Origin of the sequence: Pseudomonas sp. BJa5 (assembly GCF_030272875.2) — a bacterium.
In the GTDB taxonomy this organism is placed as follows: Bacteria; Pseudomonadota; Gammaproteobacteria; order Pseudomonadales; family Pseudomonadaceae; genus Aquipseudomonas.
In genome coordinates, this window is sequence record NZ_JALRNG020000009.1 from 1 (window position 1) to 20,687 (window position 20,687).

The window sequence follows — 20,687 nt, forward strand, 5'->3', positions numbered from 1 at the left end:
CTGCGCAGCCGATCGCAGGCTTCGCCAGCTCCCACAGTTGCCATTCGATTGCAGGGTATCTGCGGGAGCTGCCGCCAAGCTGCGATCCTGGCTGGTGGGCCTGCTGGTGACCTCGCCGCTGTACTACTGGCTGGCCAGCCGCGATTCGGCGTACCGTCGCCGGCAGCGGTCGGCGCAACTGGCGATGCAGTAATCGGCGGCTGCTGCGCAGCCGATCGCAGGCTTCGCCAGCTCCCACAGTTGCCATTCGATTGCAGGGTATCTGTGGGAGCTGCCGCCAGGCTGCGATCGGCCGCGAAGCGGGCGTAGAACCTGACAACCCGGTGCATCAGACCCACCGTGCGGTCAGCCGCGATCGCGGGACAGGCCCGCGCCTACCGTTGCCGGCTCCTGGCTGCGGCTCACCCACCAGCCAAAGCACGCCGCGGTAAAGAACATGATCAGGCTGTAGATCGCCGCCGGGATCGCCATGGTTGCGTTGTTCAGCAAACTCGGCGCCAGGGCCAGGGCAATGGCCAGGGTGCCGTTGTGGATGCCGATCTCCATGCCGATGGCAATCGCCTGGCGCTTGGGGATCTGCAACAGCCGCGGCAGCCAATAACCGATGCCCAGGCTCAGCAGATTGAACAGCAGCGCCGCACCACCCACCACCGGGGCGTAGTTGAGGACGGTCTGCCAGTCCTTGACCATCGCCAGGACCACGGTAAAGGCCAGGAACAACGCGGCAACGATCTTCATCGGCCGCTCCATGCGCGCGGCAAAGCCCGGCGCCAGGCGGCGGATCAGCATGCCGATGGCCACTGGCACCAGGACGATGGCGAACACCTGCAGCACTTTGGCGAACTGCAGGGGAATGGCCTGGCCGGCCTCCATGAAGTACGCCAGCGACAGGTTCACCAGCAGCGGCATGGTCAGGATCGCGATCAGTGAGTTGACCGCGGTCAACGTCACGTTCAACGCCACATCGCCGTGGGCCAGGTGGCTGAACAGGTTGGCGGTGGTGCCCCCAGGCGAGGCGGCCAGCAGCATCAGGCCGACGGCCAGGGCCGGGGCCAGACCGAAGCCCTTGGCGATCAAAAAGCAGATAAAAGGCAGCAGCAGGATCTGGCAGGCCAGCCCGATCACCACCGGTTTGGGAAATTTCACCACCCGGGCGAAGTCGGCCAGGGTCAGGGTCAGGCCCAATCCCAGCATGATGAAGCCCAGGGCGAGGGGCAGGAAGGCGCTGAGCAATGGCGATGCAGTCATGTCAGGATCTCGCGTAAAGGGATGTGCGCCAGTGTAGGCGAGGATTGCAGCGGGTGTGGCCGGGCAGCCGCCTGTAAGGTTGTCGCTGGGGGTGGCACTGGTGTAGAACGGCGGTGCACTGATTGAACAAGAGTCCGTCGATGACCGAGCGCACCACCTCTTCCCATTGGGCCAGCACTATCGTCCAGTCCCTTGAACTGCAGGGTGTGGATTGTCGTCGGTTGTTCGCCGGGCTGGGCCTGGACTACAGCGCGCTGAGCGACACCGAGGCGCGCTTCCCCCAGGACGCCATGACCCGCCTGTGGCAACAGGCGACCCTGGTATCCGGCAACCCGGCCATTGGCCTGGGCATGGCCCGGGTGGTCAGGCCTTCGGCCATGCACGTGGTCGGCTATACGCTGATGTCCAGCCATTGCTTGCTCGAAGGCATTCACAGCCTGGTGCGCTATCAGCGGATCATCGGCGAGGCGGCGGACCTGGCCCTGCAGTCCACGGCCCAGGGCTATGAGCTGACCCTGGCGATACAGGGCGACCGCTTGCCCTCGACCCGGGAGAGCGCCGAAGGCTCGCTGGCCTACTTCCTGGCGTTCTGTCGCTGGCTGGCCTGCCGGCCATTGCAACCGCGACTGGTGCGCCTGCGCGGTGCCGCGCCGCGTGACTGCACACCCTATCAGGCGGTGTTCCAGGCACCGTTGCAATTCGATGCCGAGCATTACGCCCTGTGCTTTGCCGAGGAAGACCTGCAGGCACCGCTGCCCGGCGCCAATGCCGAACTTGCCAGGCTGCACCAGCGTTATGCCGACGATTACCTCAGCCGCTACGCCGACGCCCCGGTCAGCCAGCAGGTGCGCCAGTTGCTGTTCCAGATGCTGCCCCGCGGCGAGCCTAGGCGCGAGGCGCTGGCCCAGGCCTTGTTGCTGTCCGAGCGCACCTTGCAGCGCCGCCTGCAGGAAGAGGGCAGCAGCTTTCACCAGTTGCTCGACGATACCCGCCGGACCCTGGCCGAACAGTACATGGCGCAACCGGCCTTGAGCCTGCAGGAAATCGGCTACCTGCTGGGTTTCTCGGCGCCCAGCACCTTCTTTCGCGCCTTCCGCCGCTGGTTCGACTGCACCCCCAACGAGTACCGGGCCCGCCGCTGAGCTCAATGGCTGGCCTGGTACAGCGAACGGCGCGGCTGGGCGAACACCCGTCGCAGCATGGGCTCGAAGAATGCCAGCGGCAGGATTTCGCCGTCCGGGTCGAAGGCGGCCGCGTCATAGCGGGCACAGAACTCGATGGTGCGCTGGTACTGCGGGTGCTGCTTGAATTGCTCGCGCAGGTGGCGGTCCATGCCCAGGTGGTGGAAGAAGTAGTAACCCTGGAAGATCCCGTGGTGCTCGATCATCCAGTGATTCTCGGGGCTGACGAAGGGTTTGAGGATCGCCGCGCCGATATCGGCATGGTTGTAGCTGCCCAGGGTGTCGCCGATGTCGTGGAGCAGGGCGCAGACCACATACTCTTCGTCCTCGCCGGCGCTGTAGGCGAGGGTGGCGGTTTGCAGCGAATGGGTCAGGCGATCTACCGGGAAGCCACCGAAATCACCTTCGAGCAGGCGCAGGTGGGCCAGGATGCGCTCGGGCAGGCCGGCGGCGAAATCGGGGAAGTGCCGGGCAATGATGGCCCAGTCTTCGGCGGTGCCGTCGTCCATATGGGTAAAGCGGGCGCGTGCGGTCATTGGCGGCTCCTTGGCCTGGCGGTCGATGGGGTGAGGATAAGCGGCACCTGAGGTGCGCCCAATCACCGCAGGCGCCAGATTGCTCGCTTTGTTGGCCATTCTGGCTTGCGCATTGCCTTGTCGGTCCGGCGCCCAGGCAGTAGCATTTGCGTTTTACTCAAGGATTCGATCGCCGATGCAGTTCCAGCCAGGCATTCTCGCCGCCCCCGTTCCCGCCCAGGGCCGTCACCTGTTTTTCACCCTGCACACGCCGGCGGCCTTGTCGGCTGTACTCGACGCGCTGCTGCAGCAGGTCGACGGCAGCCGCGTGGTGGCCGGTTTCGGCGCGCCGCTGGTGCAGGCGCTGGGGCGCAGCATCGAAGGCCTGCGCGAGTTTCCGCGCCTGACTGCCACGGTCGACAACCCCTGCACCCAGCACGACCTGTGGCTGTGGCTGCGTGGCGAGGATCGCGGTGACCTGTGGCTGCTGAGCCAGGACCTGGAAAAACTGCTGGCCCCGGCCTTGCGCCTGGTCGAGGCCACCGACGCGTTCCGCCACAAGGACGGTCATGACCTGACCGGTTATGAAGACGGTACGGAAAACCCGGTCGAAGACGCTGCTGTCGAGGCCGCTATCGTTGCCGGCGACGTGCCGGGCCTGAGCGGTTCGAGCTTTGCCGCCTTCCAGTTGTGGCGCCATGACCTGGCCGGTTTCAAGGCCATGCCGCAGACCGAGCAGGACAACATCATCGGCCGGCGCCTGGAGGACAACGAAGAGCTCGACGACGCGCCGGCTTCGGCCCACGTCAAACGCACCGCCCAGGAGAGCTTCGACCCCGAGGCCTTCATCGTCCGCCGCTCCATGCCCTGGGCCGACCAGCGCGGTGCGGGCCTGGCGTTCCTGGCCTTCGGTCGTTCCTTCGATGCCTTCGAAGTGCAGCTGCGGCGCATGAGTGGCCTGGAAGACGGGGTGGTGGATGCCCTGTACCGCTTCAGCCGGCCGCTGACCGGTGGCTACTACTGGTGCCCGCCGATCAATGCACAGGGCTTGGACCTCAGCGCCCTGATCGGCTGAGTAACACTGTGGGAGCATCTGTCTTTGTGGGAGCCGGCGAAGCCTGCGATCGACTGCGCAGCAGTCGCAATCCGGTCACCTCATTGAGTCAGGTGTACTGAGGCGGTCTGGTTTTACGGCCGCTTCGCGCCCGATCGCAGCCTATCGGCAGCTCCCACAACGTCCGGGCATACCGGGAACCCTTGTGGGAGCTGGCGAAGCCTGCGATCGGCTACACAGGTATAAATAATTTTACGGACTTTTTACGAAGGGCCGCGGCGCATACAGGGATACTGCCCGTGTATTACCTGATGTTTCAGGCCCTCCGTACCCGAGAAGTCCAGCCGTGAGCCAAACCGCATCCGCCGCCACCGCCCATTCCCCCGTAAAATCCTCATCAATCAGCCTGCTCATCGCCGCCGCCGGTGTGGTCTATGGCGATATCGGCACCAGTCCGCTGTACACCCTCAAGGAGGTCTTCGCCGGCCACTATGGGGTGCAGGCCAACCATGACGGGGTGCTGGGCATCCTGTCGCTGGTGTTCTGGTCGCTGATCTGGGTGGTGACCGTCAAGTACGTGCTGTTCGTGCTGCGCGCCGACAACCAGGGCGAGGGCGGCATCATGGCCCTGACCGCCCTGGCCCGGCGCGCAGCGGCGCCTTTTCCGCGACTGAGCCGGGTGCTGGTGTTGCTCGGCCTGTTCGGTGCGGCACTGTTCTACGGCGACAGCATGATCACCCCGGCAATTTCCGTGCTGTCGGCGGTCGAAGGCCTGCAACTGGCCTTCGACGGCATCGGTCACTGGGTGGTGCCGATCGCCGTGGTGGTGCTGGTGGCGCTGTTCCTGATCCAGAAACACGGCACGGCGCGCATCGGCATCCTCTTCGGGCCGGTGATGGTGCTGTGGTTCACCGTGCTGGGCGCGCTGGGCGTTTATGGCATCGTCCAGCGCCCGGAAGTGCTGCTGGCCCTGAATCCGGCCTGGGCGGTGCAGTTCTTCGTGGTGCATCCGGGCATCGGTGTTGCCATTCTCGGCGCCGTGGTGCTGGCCCTGACCGGCGCCGAGGCGCTGTATGCCGACATGGGCCACTTCGGCCGTAAGCCCATCGCCCGGGCCTGGATCCTGCTGGTGCTGCCGGGGCTGGTGCTGAACTACTTCGGCCAGGGCGCGCTGATCCTCGGCAACCCTGAAGCGGTGCGCAACCCGTTCTACCTGCTGGCGCCGAACTGGGCCTTGCTGCCCATGGTCGGGCTGGCCACCCTGGCGACCATCATCGCCTCCCAGGCGGTGATTTCCGGCGCGTTCTCGCTGACCCGCCAGGCCATCCAGCTGGGCTATGTACCGCGCATGTTCATCCAGCACACCTCCAGCCAGGAGCAGGGCCAGATCTACATCAGCATGGTCAACTGGGCGCTGATGGTCGGCGTGGTGCTGCTGGTGATCGGCTTCGAGTCGTCGGGCGCCCTGGCGGCCGCCTACGGGGTGGCGGTGACGGGCACCATGCTGATCACCACCTTGCTGTCGGCGGCCGTGGTGTTGCTGCTGTGGAAGACCCCGCGCTGGCTGGCCGTGCCGCTGCTGCTGGGCTTCTTGCTGGTCGACAGCCTGTACTTTGCCGCCAACGCGCCGAAGATCTTCCAGGGCGGCGCCTTCCCGGTGATCGCCGGTATCGCCCTGTTCATCCTGATGACCACCTGGAAGCGCGGACGCAAGATCATCGTCGAGCGTCTCGATGAGTCGTCATTGCCGCTGCCATTGTTCATCGCCAGCATCGCCGCGCAACCGCCGCACCGGGTCCAGGGCACGGCGGTGTTCCTCACCGCCCGCGCCGATGCCGTGCCCCATGCGTTGCTGCACAACCTGCTGCACAACCAGGTGCTGCATGAGCGGGTGGTGTTGCTGACCGTGGTGTCCCAGGACCGCCCGCGGGTCCCGGACAGCGAGCGCTTCGAGGTACAGGACTTCGGTACCGGCTTCTACCGGGTCAACCTCAACTTCGGCTTTATCGAAGAGCCCGACGTGCCGGCCGCCTTGCAGCTGTGCCATGTGCCGGCGCTGGATTTCAGCCCGATGGGGACGACCTACTTCCTCAGCCGCGAGACGGTCATCCCGACCAAGCGCATCGGCATGGCGCGCTGGCGCGAAGCGCTGTTCGCCTTCTTGCTGAAGAATGCCAACAGCAACCTCAAGTACTTCAACCTGCCGCTCAACCGGGTGATCGAGTTGGGGACCCAGGTAGAGATGTAGCAGCGGATGTGTCCCGTGCTTCACGGGCGAATTCGACAAAGGCCCTGAGCGCCGCCGGCACATGCCGGCGGCTGGGGTAGTACAGGTGCAGGCCGGGGTAGTAGGGGCACCAGTCCGCCAGCACCTGCACCAACCGGCCATCGGCCAGCTGTTCCCAGACCATGTCCTCGAACACGTAGGCCAGGCCCGCGCCGCGCAGGGCCGGGTCGACCATCAGGCCGACATCGCCCAGTACCAGCGGGCCTTCGACGTCGATTTCCAGGGCAATGCCGCCACGCTCGAATTCCCAGCGATAGAACGCGCCGCTGGGAAAGCGGTGGCGGATGCACGGCAGGCCGCGCAGGTCTTCCGGCCGTTGTGGTAGCGGATGCCGGGCGAAGAAGGCCGGAGCAGCGACCACCACCGAACGCAGGTAGGGGCCGATGGCCAGGGAGATCATATCGGCCTGCAGGCGTTCACCGAAGCGCACCCCGGCGTCGAAGCCAGCGGAGACGATATCCACCAGCGCATCGTCGCTGACGATGTCCAGGGTGATGTCCGGGTAGGCCGCCAGGAACCGGCTCGCCAGCGGCAGCAGGATCAACTGCGCGGCAGCGCGGCCGGCGCTGATGCGCAGGGTGCCCGAGGGCTTGTCGCGCAGGTTGTTGAGGTCTTCGAGGGCGTCATCGATATCGCGAAATGCCGGCTTGAGCCGTGCATACAAGCGCTCTCCGGCTTCGGTCAGGGCCACGCTGCGGGTGGTGCGGTTGAACAGGCGCACGTCCAGCCGGGTTTCCAGGGCGCGCAAGGCATGGCTCAGTGCCGAGGGCGAGACGCCCAGGGCGATCGCCGCCTTGCTGAAATTGAGGTGCTCGGCGATGCACAGGAAGATCGACAGGTCGGCGGCGGAAGGCGCTTTCATTAGTGAATATCCCTCACAAACCCATGTGAAATTATTGGGATTATCACATCAACCCGCCGGATTTACAGTGACGTCAACACATCGACAAGGCCCTGCACCGTGCAGGGTCGATGACAGGAGACGTTAGCATGCGTACTTGGCTGATTACCGGAGCTTCCCGTGGATTTGGTGCACTGATCGCGGCAAAGGCGCTGCAGGCTGGCGATGCGGTCATCGCCAGCGCGCGCAAGCCTGAAGACATCGAGGCGCGGCTGGGGGCGCATCCCAACCTGCTGGCGGTGCGCCTGGATGTCACCCGCCAGGAGCAGGCCCACCAGGCCGTCGCCGAAGGCATCAAGCGCTTCGGGCGCATCGATGTACTGGTCAACAATGCCGGCTTCGGGGTGCTGGGCGCGGTGGAAGAAACCAGTGCCGAAGAAACCGAGCGCCTGTTCGCCACCAACGTCTTCGGCGTGCTCAACGTCACCCGTGCAGTACTGCCGCACATGCGTCGTCAGCGCAGTGGGCACATCATCAACATCTCGTCGATCGGCGGCTATCAGGCCTACATGGGCTGGGGCGTGTATGGTTCGACCAAGTTCGCGGTAGAAGGCATCAGCGAAGCACTGCACCAGGAGCTGGCGCCGCTGGGTATTCATGCCACGGTGGTGGAGCCGGGCTTCTTCCGCACCGACTTTCTCGACGAGCAGTCGCTGGTCAAGACCGCCCTGGAGCTGCCGGACTACGACGAAACGGTGGGAGCCATGCGCCGCTTCGCAGCAAACGCCAACCATGCCCAGCCGGGCGATCCGGAGAAGTTCGCCGAGGCCATGCTGACCCTGGCCAACATGCCGACCCCGCCACTGCGCCTGGCGCTGGGCAGCGACACGCTGGCGCGGATCAGCGAGAAAAACGCCTTCGTGGCCTCGGAACTGAAACGCTGGCACGCCCTGTCGATGTCGACCGACTTCAACGACTGAGCAGTGCCCTGAAACGAAAAAACCGGCCTTGCGCCGGTTTCTTCGTTTGCGGGGTTATCAGTTGGTAACCGCCTGCGCCTGGCCTGCGGCCTGTTGCGCAGTGCTGCGTACCAGCCGCTGCAGGCGGCCGGCGATGACGAAGCCGATCACCGCCAGCACCATCATGCTCATGAACACATAGTTGTAGCCTTGCTGGCCGGGGAAGTGGTCGAGGATCGCGCCGTAGCCGACATAAGCGAACATCCCCGGCGCGTAGCCGATCAGGCAGCCGATGCCGAAGGCGGAGCCGGTGATGTGCGGGGCAATGCCGACTTCACCCATGGGTGCCCAGAACACGCCGCGCATGGAGAACACGATAAAGGCGAAGGACAGGGTGGCCGCCATGCCGGCGTAGATGAAGCCCGGGCTCTTGGGGATCAGCAGGACGATGGCCATCATCGGCAGCAAGGCCAGGAACGCCCACTTCAGGTAGCGGCTGGGGCTCTTGAAGTGTTTGTCGGCAATGAAACCACCGGCCGGGCCGCCGAAGATCTTCAGCATGTACTGGTTGATGATGCCGTAGGCGCCAACCAGGGCCACCGGCAGGCCATAGACTTCCTTCAGGTAAGGGATGAAGTAGGTCAGGCCGCAGTAGACGATGTAGACCATGAACACGTTGAAGCTGACCAGCCAGATCGCCGGCACCTGCAGGGCCTGCACCAGGTTGGACAACGGGTTTTTCTTGGTGGTGGTAGGGGCGGCCGACGGGTTGCTCTTGAGCAGGAACCAGGTCAGCACACCGGCGCAGATGTCGATCACCGAGTAGAACAGGATTGCCGCCTTCAGGCCGTTTTCGGCGGCGCCCATGGCCACGAACACACCCAGGGCCGAGAACGCCACCAGGGTGTCGACCACACCGCGTCCGCCTTCGAGCAGGCCGAACAGGCGGCCTTGTTCCTGGTCATTGCCCAGGCCACGGATGGCCTTGAGCAGGGCCGGCCAGTAGATGCAGTCGGCACACACCGCCAGCAGGCAGAACACCACCATCAGGCTGCTGAAAGGCGGGAAGGTCGCCAGGTACAGGCCCAGCGCACCGGTGCCGAGCAGGCCCACCGGGATCAGCTTGCGGGTGTCGAAGCGGTCGGCCAGCAGGCCGCCGACCACGAACAGGCCGGTGGCGATCAGGGCGTTGGCACTGAGCAACAGACCGATTTCGGTATGGCTCAGGCCCATGAACTCCTGCATCGGCACATAGAAGGCGTCCTTGAGGTTGGCCAGCTTGTAGATGGTGCCGCCGCCGAGGATCAGTATCAGGAATTTGAACCACTTGGCCTTGTCTTGGGCAGTCATTGTTATTCTCCAGACGTATTGGGAAGAGGGCGGATCAAGCGCACGCAGGGCTGGCCAGGGTCAGCTCGGCGAGGGTACGCAGCTCGGCGAGCAGGGACTTGACGTAGCTGACCTGGTTGTTCGCCCAGCGGTGCTCGCCGGCGAGCATCTGTTCCAGGGTCAGGCCGGGCGGCAACGGGGTTTCGCTCATCTCCCGGTATTCGATGAAGGGGTCGGCGTCTTCATTGCTCTGGCGGAAGGCCGGGGCGACGTAGTGGTTTTCCTGTTCGAGGATAAAGGCGATCACCTGCGGCTCGCGTTCGCCGAGCATCAGCAGCTCGAACAGCATGCGCGGGCTGGGCAGGTCGTCTTCGGCGCTGCCCTGGAGCACGCCGTAATGGCCGAAGCCCTGGTCTTCGGGCACCACGCGCACGCCCTTGAGGTGCACCTGGCGGATATGCGCGGCCAGGTTGAACAGGGCCGCCAGGGGTTGCTCGCAGGCGTTGATCATGTTGCCGAAGTCGAACAGGGCATGCAGGCGCGGGTGATCGGCCTGTTTGAGCAGTTGGGCGATCTCGGCGCTCTTGAGCTCTTCGTGCTGTTCGAAGTCGAAGTACAGGTCATGCTTGTCGGCCTGTGTGGCGAGGTACTGCAGGTCACCGGCGATGGTGTCCATCACCTGCGACAGCTTGCCTTCGTAGCGCGAGTAGACGCGGATATTGCGGGTGCCGATGGCCTTGGCCACAGCGATGGCTTCGTCGACGGACTGCTTGCGCGTGGTGCTGATTTCCAGGTGCACGTCCAGTTGCAGGGCGCGGGCCTTGTCACCGAAGGCCACCAGTTGTGCAGCGTTCATCTGCGACAGGCTGTTGTGTTCGCCATCGAGCATATGCAGGCTCAAGCCGGCCAGTTCGTGGCGGTAGGCGAAGTCGAGCAGGTCAAACGGCGTCACGTGGCCGTGGGTGAGGTTGGTCAACAGCGGATAGGCATGGGCGAACAGGCGGACCTGGTCGATGCGTTCGCGTAGTTGCAGGGCCAGTTCGCGGGTCAGCAGCGGAGCTGTGGCGCCATGGGCCTTGTGGTTCAGTAACGTAGCGAAGCGTTCTTGTAGTGCTTTCATTCGAGTCGTTCCTGGTGCGGGCACCGGTTCTACCGGCGTGTCCTTTATCGCGCCGGCGGGGAACTCTCGATAGATCCATTATGCAACAACGGATAAGACCACTGGCCTGGGGCTAAACGGCATGCCCCATGGCCCTCAGGGCCTGGACCAGGGCCATCACCTTGGTTTCGGCCTGCTCCTGGGGGGTGCCGGCAAAGCCGATCAGCAGTGCCGGGGGCAGCGCGTGCTGCAGGCTGTAGTCGCTCAGGGCATAGGTGTGCACACCGCGCCCGGCCAGTTCCCGGGCCAGGTCCTGGTCGTTGATCTGCTCAGGCAGCCAGGCGATCAGGTGCATGCCGGCTTCCACCGGGCTGATCCTGAAAAAACCGCCAAGATGGCGTTCCAGCACCTCCACCAGGCACTGCTGGCGCGCCTGGTACAGCGCGCGCATGCGGCGGATATGGCCGATGAAATGGCCTTCGCGCATGAAATCGGCGGTCACTGCCTGCAACAGCGTCGGCGGGCTGCGGTCGAGCACCGCACGGATGGTGCAGAACGGCTCGACCAGGGCCTGGGGCAGGATCACATAGCCCAGGCGCAGGGAAGGGAACAGCACCTTGCTGAAGGTGCCGACATAGATCACCCGGTCGTTCTGGTCCATGGCGTACAGCGCCGGCAGCTGGCGGCCGCTGTAGCGCAGTTCGCTGTCGCAATCGTCTTCGATGATCCAGCTGTGATTCGCCGCGGCCCAGTCGATCAGCGCCAGGCGCCGGCTGTGGCTCAAGGTCACGCCCAGCGGGTGCTGGCGTGACGGCGTGGTGAACACCAGGCGGGCGTCGGCACAGGCCTCGATGCCCTGATGCACATCGATGCCTTCGGCGTCGATGGCCACCGGCACCACCCGACAGCCATGGGCCTGGAAGGCGATGCGCGCGGCGATATGGCCGGGATCTTCCATCCACATCGCATCATCCGGGTTGAGCAACAGCATCGCCAGCAGGTTGAAGGCCTGCTGCGCGCCGGAAACGATCACCACCTGCTGCGCCGTGCAGTCGATGCCGCGGGCGTCGAACACGTACTCGGCGATGGCCTGGCGCAGGTCTTCAAGCCCCTGCAGTTCGCCATAGCCGAGCAGGGCCTTGCTCGGCTTTTGCACATGGCGGGTCACCAGGCGCTTCCAGATATGTTGGGGAAAGGCCTCGAACGCGCCGTGGCTGGGCAGGAACGAGGTCGGCGTCTCGGGGCTGTAGTGCGAATAGGACACCCCGCGAAAGTGATGGCTGCGCAGCGACAGCATCGACTGGCTCAGGTCCGACAGCCGTGGCGGCGCCGGCGGCGTCTTGTCGGGGTTGGCCGAGCGCTCCCACTCATCGCCGACAAAGGTACCGGCACCGGTGCGCGACACCAGGAAGCCTTCGGCGATCAGCTGATCGAAGGCGTTGAGCAAGGTGATGCGCGACAGGTTCAGCTCCTGGCTCAGGGTCCGTGTCGAGGGCAGGCGGATCCCGCCTTGCAGGCGGCCGGTGAGGATCTGCTTGCGGATCTGCAAATAGAGCTGGCGGTAGAGCGGGGTGGCACTGTCGCGATCGAGCTCGATACCTGAGAACAACAAACCGGCGGCGGACTTCATCGGGGGCTCACGGCAACGGACGGGGACCTTGTCATCGTACGAGAAAGCCCGGCGGGCGGCCAGTTCAGCGGTGTGTGTCATCAAATGAAAACACTGTGTCGTCCGATGCGAAGCACCCTCAAAGCGTAGGGCTTAGAGTCGAGCAAACAATAAATGACGCACTGCGTCTGAAGGATGATTGGAGTAACTGGCATGGCAAAAGTCGTACGTTTCTACGAAACCGGTGGTCCCGAAGTGTTGCGCTATGAGGACGCCGAGGTCGGTGAGCCAGGTCCTGGGCAGGCTCGCCTGCGCCAGGTGGCCGTCGGCCTGAACTACGCCGACACCTATTTCCGCAACGGCACCTACCCGATCCCGATGCCCAACGGCATGGGCGTGGAAGCCTCCGGTGTGGTCGAGGCGGTGGGCGAAGGCGTGACCAATGTGAAGGTCGGCGACCGCGTCACCTACACCGGCTTTCTCAACACCCTGGGGGCCTACTGCACCGAGCGCCTGATCCCGGCCGCCGCGCTGATCAAGCTGCCCGAGACCATTGCCTTCGAAAGCGCCGCCGCGATGACCATGCGCGGCCTGACCTCGGCCTACCTGATGCGCCGCCTGTACGACTTCAAGCCGGGCGATACCCTGCTGCTGCACGCTGCCGCTGGGGGCGTCGGCCTGATCGTTTCGCAGTGGGCGCGGCTGCTGGGGGTGAATGTGATCGGTACGGTGTCCACCGAAGCCAAGGCCGAAGTGGCCCGGGCCCATGGTTGCACCCACACCATCAACTACAGCCATGAAGACGTGGCCAAGCGCGTACGCGAACTGACCGACGGCGTAGGCGCCAACGTGGTGTTCGACAGTGTCGGCAAGACCACCTTCATGTCCTCGCTCGACTCGCTCAAGCGCCGCGGCCTGATGGTGTGCGTCGGTACTGCTTCCGGCACCATCCCGCCGTTCGACCCACAGCTGCTGGCCATGAAGGGCTCGCTGATGATGACCCGTCCGGCACTGGCCGACTTCATTGCCGACCCGGCCGAGAAGGCCGATCTGGCCGGTGAGCTGTTCGAGCACGTGAGCAGCGGTCGGATCAAGATCGAGATCAACCAGCACTACGCATTGCAGGACGCGGTCCAGGCCCATCGTGACCTGGAAGCGCGCAAAACCACCGGTTCGTCGATCTTCGTCATCTGAAGAGGGCAGCAGCATGCACATCGAACAACTGACTTGCGCCATCGGTGCCGAAGTGACCGGGGTCAACCTGGCTGACGCGGTCCACGACGACGACCTGTTCGCCCAACTGCGCGAGCAACTGCTCAAGCACCGTGTGCTGTTCCTGCGCGACCAGAACTTCAGTCGCGCCGAGCACGTGGCCTTCGCCCGTCGCTTCGGCGACCTGGAGGACCACCCGGTGGCCGGCAGCGACCCGGACCATCCGGGCCTGGTGCAGATCTACAAGCGTCCGGACCAGCCGGCCGATCGCTACGAGAACGCCTGGCACACCGACGCCACCTGGCGCGAAGCACCGCCCATGGGCTGCGTGCTGCGCTGCATCGAATGCCCGCCGGTGGGCGGCGACACCATGTGGGCCAACATGGTCCTGGCCTACCAGAACCTGCCGGACGATGTGAAGGCCAAGATCGAAGGCCTGCGTGCCCGCCACAGCATCGAGGCCAGCTTCGGCGCGGCCATGCCGATGGAAAAGCGCCTGGCACTCAAGGCGCAGTTCCCCGATGCCGAGCACCCGGTGGTGCGTACCCACCCGGAAACCGGTGAGCAGGTGCTGTTCGTCAACGCCTTCACCACCCATTTCACCAACTTCCACACCCCGCAGCGCGTGCGCTTCGGCCAGGACGCCAACCCCGGCGCTTCGGACCTTCTGCGCTACCTGATCAGCCAGGCCTACCTGCCCGAGTACCAGGTGCGCTGGCGCTGGAAACCCAACAGCGTGGCGATCTGGGACAACCGCAGCACCCAGCATTACGCGGTCATGGATTACCCGGCCTGCCACCGCAAGATGGAACGCGCTGGCATCAAGGGTGACCGCACCTACTGAGCCCCAACCCGTACTACCTGCGCGCCCTTGATGGCGTGGCCAAGACAATAACAATACCGAGGACTACAGCATGCAATTCTTCGACGATTCGTTGCACCCGGAAAACATGGAGAAGGTGGTGATCACCGTCGCCCCTTACGGCCCGGAATGGATGCCTGAGGACTTCCCCGAAGACATTCCGCTGACCATGGACGAACAGGTGCAAAAGGCAGTCGACTGCTACGAAGCCGGCGCCACTGTGCTCCACCTGCACGTACGTGAGCTGGACGGCAAGGGCTCCAAGCGCCTGTCCAAATTCAACGAGCTGATCGCCGGTGTGCGTGAAGCCGTGCCGGATATGATCATCCAGGTCGGCGGTTCGATCTCCTTTGCCCCGGAAAGCGACGGCGAAGCGGCCAAGTGGCTGTCGGACGACACCCGCCACATGCTCGCCGAGCTGACCCCAAAGCCCGACCAGGTCACCGTGGCGATCAACACCACGCAAATGAACATCATGGAGCTGCTGTACCCGGAGTACCTGGAAGGCACCTCGCTGGCCAACCCGGCATTCCAGGCCGCCTACAGTGAAATGACCGTACCGGCGGGCCCGGCCTGGGTACGCGAGCACCTGCGCCGCCTGCAGGACAACAATATCCAGCCGCACTTCCAGCTGACCGGCATCCACGCCCTGGAAACCCTCGAGCGCATCGTGCGCCGCGGCGACTACATGGGCCCGCTGAACCTGACCTGGATCGGCATCGGTGGCGGCTTCGACGGCCCGAACCCGTTCAACTTCTTCAACTTCATCCACCGCGCGCCGGAAGGCTGCACCTTGACCGCCGAATCGCTGCTCAAGAACGTGCTGCCGTTCAACACCATGGCCCTGGCCATGGGCCTGCACCCGCGCTGCGGCATCGAAGACACCATCATCGACCAGCACGGCAAGCGCTTTACCTCGGTACAGCAGATCCAGCAGACCGTGCGCATGGCCCACGAACTGGGTCGCGAGATCGCCAACGGCAAAGAGGCCCGCGCCATCTACCGTATCGGCGAGCAGTACAGCAGCATTGAACAGACCCTCAAGGCCAACGGCATGGCGCCTAACCGCCAGCCAGGCCAGAAAGGGGTTCCGCAGCGCGGCTGATCGGTCGGGGTCGACAGGCCAGACGCCTGTCGACCCGCCGAAACGCAGCACTGCACGTCAGGCTTTCCATAACAACAAGACTTACGCCAGACAACCAGAGGAGGCAGCATGGCCGCCTATATTGCCAGCGCCGCAGATGATGGTACCGACACTTCCCGTGGGATTTCCCGGCGCTATGCCTGGGTTGTCTTTGCCCTGACTTTCGGCCTGCTGATTTCCGACTACATGTCGCGGCAGGTGCTCAACGCAGTATTCCCGCTGCTCAAGGGCGAATGGGCCCTGAGCGACAGCCAGCTCGGCCTGCTCAGCGGCATCGTCGCCCTGATGGTCGGGCTGTTGACCTTTCCGCTTTCACTGCTGGCCGACCGGTTTGGCCGGGTCAGGAGCCTGGTGCTGATGGCCGTGCTCTGGAGCCTGGCGACCCTGGGCTGCGCCCTGGCGGAAAACTACCAGCAAATGTTCATTGCCCGCTTCCTGGTGGGCGTCGGCGAAGCGGCCTACGGCAGCGTTGGTATCGCCGTGGTGGTCGCGGTGTTCCCCCGTGACATGCGTGCGACCCTGGCCGGTGCCTTCATGGCCGGCGGCATGTTCGGCTCGGTACTGGGCATGGCCCTGGGCGGCGTGATGGCCCAGCATCTCGGCTGGCGCTGGGCGTTCGCCGGCATGGCCGCTTTCGGCCTGCTGCTGGCTCTGCTGTATCCGCTGGTGGTCAAGGAAGCGAAGATCGCGCCCCAGCGCATGACCCGCCAGGCCTGCAAACAAGCCCGGCCGCTGCACAGCCTGTACGGCAGCCGTTCGGTGATTGCCGCCTACGTCGGCAGCGGCCTGCAACTGTTCGTCGGTGGTACGGTCATCGTCTGGATGCCCAGCTACCTGAACCGCTACTACGCCATGAGCACCGACCAGGCGGGCGTCCTGGCGGCAATCATCGTACTGTGCAGCGGCATCGGCACCATCCTCTGTGCCATGCTCTGCGACCGCCTGGGCCGCCAGCGCCCGGACCGCAAGATCAGCCTGGCGATCGGCTACTGCCTGGGCAGCTGCCTGTTGCTGTCGCTGGCCTTTGCCTTGCCGGCCGGCACGGCGCAACTGGTGCTGATCTGCCTGGGCATGATGATCGCCGTCGGCACCAACGGACCGTCCAGCGCCATGGTCGCCAACCTGACCCATGCGGCGGTGCATGGCACGGCGTTCGCCACTCTGACCCTGGCCAACAACCTGCTGGGCCTGGCTACTGGTCCCCTGATCACCGGTCGGGTTTCCGACGTCATCGGCCTGCACGCCGCCTTCCAGCTGGTGCCGCTGATGAGCATCGGCGCGGCGGCGGTGTTTTTCATCGCCAAGCGCCACTACCACAATGACATGGCCCGCCTGAATGCGTCGCAACCGGGCGAAGCAGGCGCGGCCCAGGAGTAGTAACCGTGAAACACGCACTGTCGATCGAGGTCTTTTTCGACTTTATCTGCCCGTGGTGCCTGATCGGCCAACGGCATCTGCAAAGCGCCCTGGCGCACTTGCGTGAGGAGTACCCGCAGCTGCAGGTGACCACGCGCTGGCGTGGCGTGCAGCTGCTGCCGGACATGCCGGTCGAGGGCCAGCCGTTCGAGGCGTTCTACCGTCAGCGCCTGGGCAGCGACGAGGCCGTGCGCCGTCGCCAGGCCCAGGTGCGTCAGGCCGCCGGTACGGTGGGTGAGAACATCGAGTTCTCGCGCATCAGCCGCATGCCCAACACCGCCGACGCCCACCGCCTGCTGCAGCGCGTCGTGGCGCTGGGTAACCCGGTGCAGGCCGAGGCGATGCTGGAGGCGTTGTTTGCCGCCTACTTCCACCAGGGCAAGAACCTCGGCGATCACGCCACCTTGCTGCAGATCGCCCAGGACTGCGGCCTGATGCCGGCACAGGTCGCCGATTGCCTGCGCGGCGACGGCAGCCCGTTCATCGGCGCCAACGCCTATGCGGCCGACGGCGTGCCGTGTTTTCGCTTCAACCAGCGCCGGATGATCTCCGGCGCCCAGCCGGCCGAGGTGCTGCTGCTCGCCATGCGCGAGTCGCTGGAAGAGGCGGTATCGGTATGAGTCAGCGTTACTGTGTGCCGGACCAGCAGGTGCCGCCGCGCGGCGGTCGCTCCCTGCTGGAATGGGAGGGGCGCAGCCTGGCCTTGTTCAATGTCGCCGATACCTTCTACGCCATCGATGACAGTTGCCCGCACCAGGGCGCCTCGCTGTGCGGCGGGCGCCTGGAGGGCAGGGTGATCCAGTGCTGCGCCCATGGCCTGCGCTTCGACCTGGCCAGCGGCTACCTGCTCAATTCGACCGCGCTCAAGGTCGCCAGCTATCCGGTCGAGTGCGAGGGCGGTCAGTTGTACATCGTTTTTGATTCCGAGGAGTGCGGCCAATGACCGTCATTGCCATTTCCGCCGTCAACAACCGCGTTCGCGAGCTGGCACCGGGCTTTATGGTCAGCCTGATTGCCGCCGCTGCCGCGAGTTTTCTCAGTGAGCATTACGGCGCGCCGGTGATGCTGTTCGCCCTGTTGCTGGGCCTGGCCCTGAACTTTCTCTCTGCCGACGGGCGCTGCAAGCCCGGCATCGAGTTCACCGCGCGCACGGTGCTGCGTATCGGCGTAGCCTTGCTCGGCATGCGCATCACCCTGGAACAGATCGCCAGCCTTGGCTGGAAGCCGGTAGCGCTGGTGGTGACCCTGGTGGTGGTGACCATCCTGGTATCGGTGGTGGCGGCCAAGGCCCTGGGATTCCAGCGCCTGTTCGGCATGCTCACCGGCGGAGCCACGGCCATCTGCGGCGCTTCGGCAGCGCTGGCGCTGGCGGCGGCCTTGCCTCATCACAAGCAGAAGGAACATGCCACGCTGTTCACCGTGATCGGCGTGTCGGCGCTGTCGACCCTGGCGATGATCATCTATCCGATGATTGCCGACTGGATGCACTTCTCGCCGCAGCAGTCCGGGGTGTTCCTTGGCGCGACCATCCACGATGTGGCCCAGGTGGTCGGGGCGGGGTACAGCATGTCGACCGAGACCGGCGACATCGCCACGGTGGTCAAGCTGATGCGCGTGGCCATGCTGCTACCGGTGATCGTCTGCGCGGCGATGATCACCCGCCGGGCGGGCTTCGATGCCGGCGGCAAGCGGCCGCCGCTGCTGCCCTGGTTTGCCGTGGGCTTTGTCCTGCTGGCGTGCCTGAACAGCACCGGCTGGGTGTCGACGGCGGTGCAGGGCGCGGTCAATGACCTGTCGCGCTGGTGCCTGGTGATCTCGATCAGTGCCCTGGGAATGAAGACCCAGCTCAAGGAACTGGCCACGGTCGGCTTCAAGCCGATTGCCCTGATGGTCGGCGAGACGGTGTTCCTGGTGCTGCTGGTGATTGCGTTGATGCACTGGATGTAAAGGATTGACCCAGGTGGGAGCGGGCTTGCCCCGCGATGCGATATGGCTGACGGTACGCCATCGCGGGGCAAGCCCGCTCCCACCGATCACACACTATTCCCTACATTTATCTGGCCTGTATGCCATTCTGCGACCGCCAGGCCGCCGGCGGCATGCCGAACTGGGTGATGAACCAGCGGGTGAACGAGCTGGGCATCGAGTAGCCGAGCATGTCGGCAATCCTCCCCAGCGAATAGCTGGGGTTTTCCAGGTAGCGGACCACCAGGTCGCGGCGCACGCCGTTGATCAGGTCGCTGAAGGTCACCCCGCACTCTTCCAGGCGCCGCTGCAGGGTGCGCACGTTCATGCCCTGGGTCTGCGCCACCTGCTCGATGGTGGCACGGCCCATGGGTAGCAGCAGGTAGATGGTCTTGCGCATTTCCAGCTCCAGCGACAGCTTGCCGCCGGCCTGCAGGCTGTCCAGGTAGCGTTGCGCCAGGCGCGCCATGGCTTCGTTGGCCAGGGGGTTGGCTGAGTCGAGGTCGGCGGATGGGCAGACGATGCCGTTGAAATCGCTGCCGAACACCAGTTTGCAGCCGAATATGCGCCGGTGAATGGCAAGGTCGGCCGGCGCGGCATGGGTGAAGTTGGCGCTGATCGGGTGCCAATGGGCACCGAGCAGGGCGGCACACAGGCGCAGCATCACGCCGATCGCAAGCTCGGTGGACTGACGGCCGCTGTTGGGCAGGCCGGTGACCACTTCCTCACGAATGATCACGGTCTTGCCGGCTTCTTCGATATGGATGGCCAGGGCGTCGTTGAGCAGGTGCCGGTATTGCACGATGACCTGCAAGGCATCGCGCAGGGTGCGCTGGTGGCTGAGCAGCAGGCTGATTTCGCCGAAGTCCGACAACTGGCGCAATTCGGCCATGCGCAGGCCGAAGGTTTCACAGCCGCTGACCCGCGCCGATTCCTCCAGCAGGGTGGCCACGGTAGAAACGGCGATGCGCTGGTTGGGATCATCCAGCAGACTGGCACTGAGGCCCACCTGGGCTAGCAGAGTATGGGGGTTGAGGCCCAGGTGACGGGATACCTCAAGGTAGTTGGTCAGGCTCGCAGCACGGACAAGGGCGGTCATATTGTTCTTTTCCACGCGTTTTCATTTGGCGTCCCGCTTCTGTGGCGGTTCACCTTTTATAGCGCCAGTGTCATCAAATGAAAAGCTGTTTCCAGACCTCGCGAACGCGTCTAAACCGCCAGCCCCAGCAAACGCCGACAGTCGTCAGCATCGCTGTCATCAAATGAAAAGCACCTGACGCTCAATGTAAAGCGCCGCGGGAGAGCGGTGATTACTGTGAAGCTACAAACGCTCGACTGATTCTGTGAGCGGAGTGTCTTGAGCATAGGTGCTGACGTGGAAAAACTGCATACCGCCGCTACCGTCCTGATCATCCCTGGCTTGCGCGACCATGTCGCCGAGCATTGGCAAACCTTGCTCCAGGCACGCCTGGCCAAGGTCCGCTGCGTACCGCCGTTGCAGGTCAACGGTCTGGATTGCAACGCCCGGGTCGAAGCGATCCAGCGCGAGATCGAGCAGATTGATGGCGAGGTGATCCTGGTGGCGCACAGCGCCGGTGTGTTGATGGTGGCCCACTGGGCAGCCCGCTACCAGCGCCCGATCAAAGGCGCGCTGCTGGCCGCACCACCGGACCTGAACGCGCAATGGCCGGCCAACTACCCGAGCCCCGAGACCCTGCACGCCAATGGCTGGAGCCCGCTGCCAATCACGCCACTGCCGTTCCCGAGCATCGTTGCCGGCAGCACCAACGACCACCTGGCAAGTCTCGAAGCCGTCACGGCCATGGCCGTGGGCTGGGGCAGCCATCTACTGAAACTGGGGGCCGTCGGCCACCTCAACCCGGCGGCCGGTTTCGGCCCCTGGCCAGAGGCCGAAGCCCTGATCCAGACGCTGGACCGCTAAACCTGCCATCGCGCACGGACGCAA

20 protein-coding genes are annotated in these 20,687 nt (G+C 64.7%); 13 read left to right on the forward strand and 7 right to left on the reverse strand.

The features are described from left to right. Positions 1-193: hypothetical protein (locus M2D63_RS07240; protein WP_285862159.1), on the forward strand; the 193-nt coding region annotated here is incomplete at its 5' end. 152 nt (positions 194-345) lie between these two features. Here the strand turns inward: M2D63_RS07240 and M2D63_RS07245 are convergent. Further along, entirely contained in the window at positions 346-1,248 is a 903-nt protein-coding gene (locus M2D63_RS07245) for a bile acid:sodium symporter family protein (RefSeq protein WP_285862160.1), read from the reverse strand. A 140-nt stretch (positions 1,249-1,388) separates the two neighbouring features. Here M2D63_RS07245 and M2D63_RS07250 point away from each other — a divergent pair, with 140 nt between their 5' ends. Continuing rightward, the gene (locus tag M2D63_RS07250) at positions 1,389-2,390 is read left to right on the forward strand and encodes an AraC family transcriptional regulator (RefSeq protein WP_285862161.1); all 1,002 of its coding nucleotides are present in this window, start codon (positions 1,389-1,391) and stop codon (positions 2,388-2,390) included. Positions 2,391-2,392: 2 nt separating this feature from the next. Here the strand turns inward: M2D63_RS07250 and M2D63_RS07255 are convergent, their stop codons facing one another. Then, entirely contained in the window at positions 2,393-2,965 is a 573-nt protein-coding gene (locus M2D63_RS07255) for an HD domain-containing protein (RefSeq protein WP_285862162.1), read from the reverse strand. 175 nt (positions 2,966-3,140) lie between these two features. On the opposite strand from M2D63_RS07255, the gene M2D63_RS07260 reads away from it, so the two are divergent. Further along, positions 3,141-4,019: a Dyp-type peroxidase gene (locus M2D63_RS07260; RefSeq protein ID WP_285862163.1), complete on the forward strand. Its 879-nt coding sequence runs from the start codon at positions 3,141-3,143 to the stop codon at positions 4,017-4,019. 325 nt (positions 4,020-4,344) lie between these two features. After that, a complete protein-coding gene (locus M2D63_RS07265; protein ID WP_285862164.1) occupies positions 4,345-6,246 on the forward strand; it encodes a potassium transporter Kup in 1,902 nt (633 codons plus the stop codon). Here the strand turns inward: M2D63_RS07265 and M2D63_RS07270 are convergent. Next, the gene (locus M2D63_RS07270) at positions 6,206-7,147 is read right to left on the reverse strand and encodes a LysR family transcriptional regulator (RefSeq protein WP_285862165.1); all 942 of its coding nucleotides are present in this window, start codon (positions 7,145-7,147) and stop codon (positions 6,206-6,208) included. The two genes, M2D63_RS07265 and M2D63_RS07270, sit on opposite strands and share 41 nt — an antisense overlap. A 128-nt stretch (positions 7,148-7,275) precedes the next feature. Here M2D63_RS07270 and M2D63_RS07275 point away from each other — a divergent pair, with 128 nt between their 5' ends. Next, positions 7,276-8,106 (forward strand): oxidoreductase, encoded by an 831-nt coding sequence (locus M2D63_RS07275; RefSeq protein ID WP_285862166.1) that lies wholly within the window; start codon positions 7,276-7,278, stop codon positions 8,104-8,106. Between the two features lie 57 nt (positions 8,107-8,163). Here the strand turns inward: M2D63_RS07275 and M2D63_RS07280 are convergent, their stop codons facing one another. From M2D63_RS07280 to M2D63_RS07290, 3 genes are all read right to left on the reverse strand, one after another. Then, complete coding sequence (locus M2D63_RS07280; RefSeq protein WP_285862167.1) at positions 8,164-9,435, reverse strand: MFS transporter; 1,272 nt, start codon at positions 9,433-9,435, stop codon at positions 8,164-8,166. A 34-nt stretch (positions 9,436-9,469) separates the two neighbouring features. Further along, a complete protein-coding gene (locus tag M2D63_RS07285; protein ID WP_285862168.1) occupies positions 9,470-10,534 on the reverse strand; it encodes a sugar phosphate isomerase/epimerase in 1,065 nt (354 codons plus the stop codon). A gap of 112 nt (positions 10,535-10,646) precedes the next feature. After that, positions 10,647-12,143 carry a PLP-dependent aminotransferase family protein gene (locus M2D63_RS07290; RefSeq protein WP_285862169.1) on the reverse strand — a complete coding sequence of 499 codons (1,497 nt, stop codon included), beginning with the start codon at positions 12,141-12,143 and terminating at the stop codon, positions 10,647-10,649. 192 nt (positions 12,144-12,335) lie between these two features. On the opposite strand from M2D63_RS07290, the gene M2D63_RS07295 reads away from it, so the two are divergent. From M2D63_RS07295 to M2D63_RS07325, 7 genes are all read left to right on the forward strand, one after another. Continuing rightward, complete coding sequence (locus tag M2D63_RS07295) at positions 12,336-13,316, forward strand: quinone oxidoreductase (RefSeq protein ID WP_285862170.1); 981 nt, start codon at positions 12,336-12,338, stop codon at positions 13,314-13,316. 13 nt (positions 13,317-13,329) lie between these two features. Beyond that, positions 13,330-14,178, forward strand: coding sequence for a TauD/TfdA family dioxygenase (locus M2D63_RS07300; protein WP_285862171.1), 849 nt, complete (start codon positions 13,330-13,332; stop codon positions 14,176-14,178). A gap of 70 nt (positions 14,179-14,248) precedes the next feature. Continuing rightward, positions 14,249-15,301 carry a 3-keto-5-aminohexanoate cleavage protein gene (locus M2D63_RS07305; RefSeq protein WP_285862172.1) on the forward strand — a complete coding sequence of 351 codons (1,053 nt, stop codon included), beginning with the start codon at positions 14,249-14,251 and terminating at the stop codon, positions 15,299-15,301. Between the two features lie 108 nt (positions 15,302-15,409). Further along, complete coding sequence (locus M2D63_RS07310) at positions 15,410-16,717, forward strand: MFS transporter (RefSeq protein WP_285862173.1); 1,308 nt, start codon at positions 15,410-15,412, stop codon at positions 16,715-16,717. Between the two features lie 5 nt (positions 16,718-16,722). Beyond that, entirely contained in the window at positions 16,723-17,376 is a 654-nt protein-coding gene (locus tag M2D63_RS07315; protein ID WP_285862174.1) for a DsbA family oxidoreductase, read from the forward strand. Next, a complete protein-coding gene (locus M2D63_RS07320; protein ID WP_285862175.1) occupies positions 17,373-17,699 on the forward strand; it encodes a Rieske 2Fe-2S domain-containing protein in 327 nt (108 codons plus the stop codon). Before M2D63_RS07315 ends, M2D63_RS07320 begins: the two co-directional genes overlap by 4 nt. After that, positions 17,696-18,703: a YeiH family protein gene (locus M2D63_RS07325; RefSeq protein ID WP_285862176.1), complete on the forward strand. Its 1,008-nt coding sequence runs from the start codon at positions 17,696-17,698 to the stop codon at positions 18,701-18,703. Before M2D63_RS07320 ends, M2D63_RS07325 begins: the two co-directional genes overlap by 4 nt. 106 nt (positions 18,704-18,809) lie before the next feature. On the opposite strand, the gene M2D63_RS07330 is transcribed toward M2D63_RS07325, so the two are convergent. After that, positions 18,810-19,820, reverse strand: a complete 1,011-nt coding sequence (locus M2D63_RS07330) for an AraC family transcriptional regulator (protein WP_285862177.1) — start codon at positions 19,818-19,820, stop codon at positions 18,810-18,812. A 276-nt stretch (positions 19,821-20,096) separates the two neighbouring features. Between M2D63_RS07330 and M2D63_RS07335 the strand changes: the two genes are divergently transcribed. Beyond that, positions 20,097-20,663 (forward strand): alpha/beta hydrolase, encoded by a 567-nt coding sequence (locus M2D63_RS07335; protein WP_285862283.1) that lies wholly within the window; start codon positions 20,097-20,099, stop codon positions 20,661-20,663. Positions 20,664-20,687: the final 24 nt, after the last annotated feature.

Bases quoted from the DNA above. Each gene is read 5' to 3' on its own strand.
- M2D63_RS07245 (WP_285862160.1), bottom strand. From the start codon at position 1,248: ATGACTGCATCGCCATTGCTCAGCGCCTTCCTGCCCCTCGCCCTGGGC.
- M2D63_RS07250 (WP_285862161.1), top strand. From the start codon at position 1,389: ATGACCGAGCGCACCACCTCTTCCCATTGGGCCAGCACTATCGTCCAG.
- M2D63_RS07255 (WP_285862162.1), bottom strand. From the start codon at position 2,965: ATGACCGCACGCGCCCGCTTTACCCATATGGACGACGGCACCGCCGAA.
- M2D63_RS07260 (WP_285862163.1), top strand. From the start codon at position 3,141: ATGCAGTTCCAGCCAGGCATTCTCGCCGCCCCCGTTCCCGCCCAGGGC.
- M2D63_RS07270 (WP_285862165.1), bottom strand. From the start codon at position 7,147: ATGAAAGCGCCTTCCGCCGCCGACCTGTCGATCTTCCTGTGCATCGCC.
- M2D63_RS07275 (WP_285862166.1), top strand. From the start codon at position 7,276: ATGCGTACTTGGCTGATTACCGGAGCTTCCCGTGGATTTGGTGCACTG.
- M2D63_RS07280 (WP_285862167.1), bottom strand. From the start codon at position 9,435: ATGACTGCCCAAGACAAGGCCAAGTGGTTCAAATTCCTGATACTGATC.
- M2D63_RS07285 (WP_285862168.1), bottom strand. From the start codon at position 10,534: ATGAAAGCACTACAAGAACGCTTCGCTACGTTACTGAACCACAAGGCC.
- M2D63_RS07290 (WP_285862169.1), bottom strand. From the start codon at position 12,143: ATGAAGTCCGCCGCCGGTTTGTTGTTCTCAGGTATCGAGCTCGATCGC.
- M2D63_RS07295 (WP_285862170.1), top strand. From the start codon at position 12,336: ATGGCAAAAGTCGTACGTTTCTACGAAACCGGTGGTCCCGAAGTGTTG.
- M2D63_RS07300 (WP_285862171.1), top strand. From the start codon at position 13,330: ATGCACATCGAACAACTGACTTGCGCCATCGGTGCCGAAGTGACCGGG.
- M2D63_RS07305 (WP_285862172.1), top strand. From the start codon at position 14,249: ATGCAATTCTTCGACGATTCGTTGCACCCGGAAAACATGGAGAAGGTG.
- M2D63_RS07310 (WP_285862173.1), top strand. From the start codon at position 15,410: ATGGCCGCCTATATTGCCAGCGCCGCAGATGATGGTACCGACACTTCC.
- M2D63_RS07320 (WP_285862175.1), top strand. From the start codon at position 17,373: ATGAGTCAGCGTTACTGTGTGCCGGACCAGCAGGTGCCGCCGCGCGGC.
- M2D63_RS07325 (WP_285862176.1), top strand. From the start codon at position 17,696: ATGACCGTCATTGCCATTTCCGCCGTCAACAACCGCGTTCGCGAGCTG.
- M2D63_RS07330 (WP_285862177.1), bottom strand. From the start codon at position 19,820: ATGACCGCCCTTGTCCGTGCTGCGAGCCTGACCAACTACCTTGAGGTA.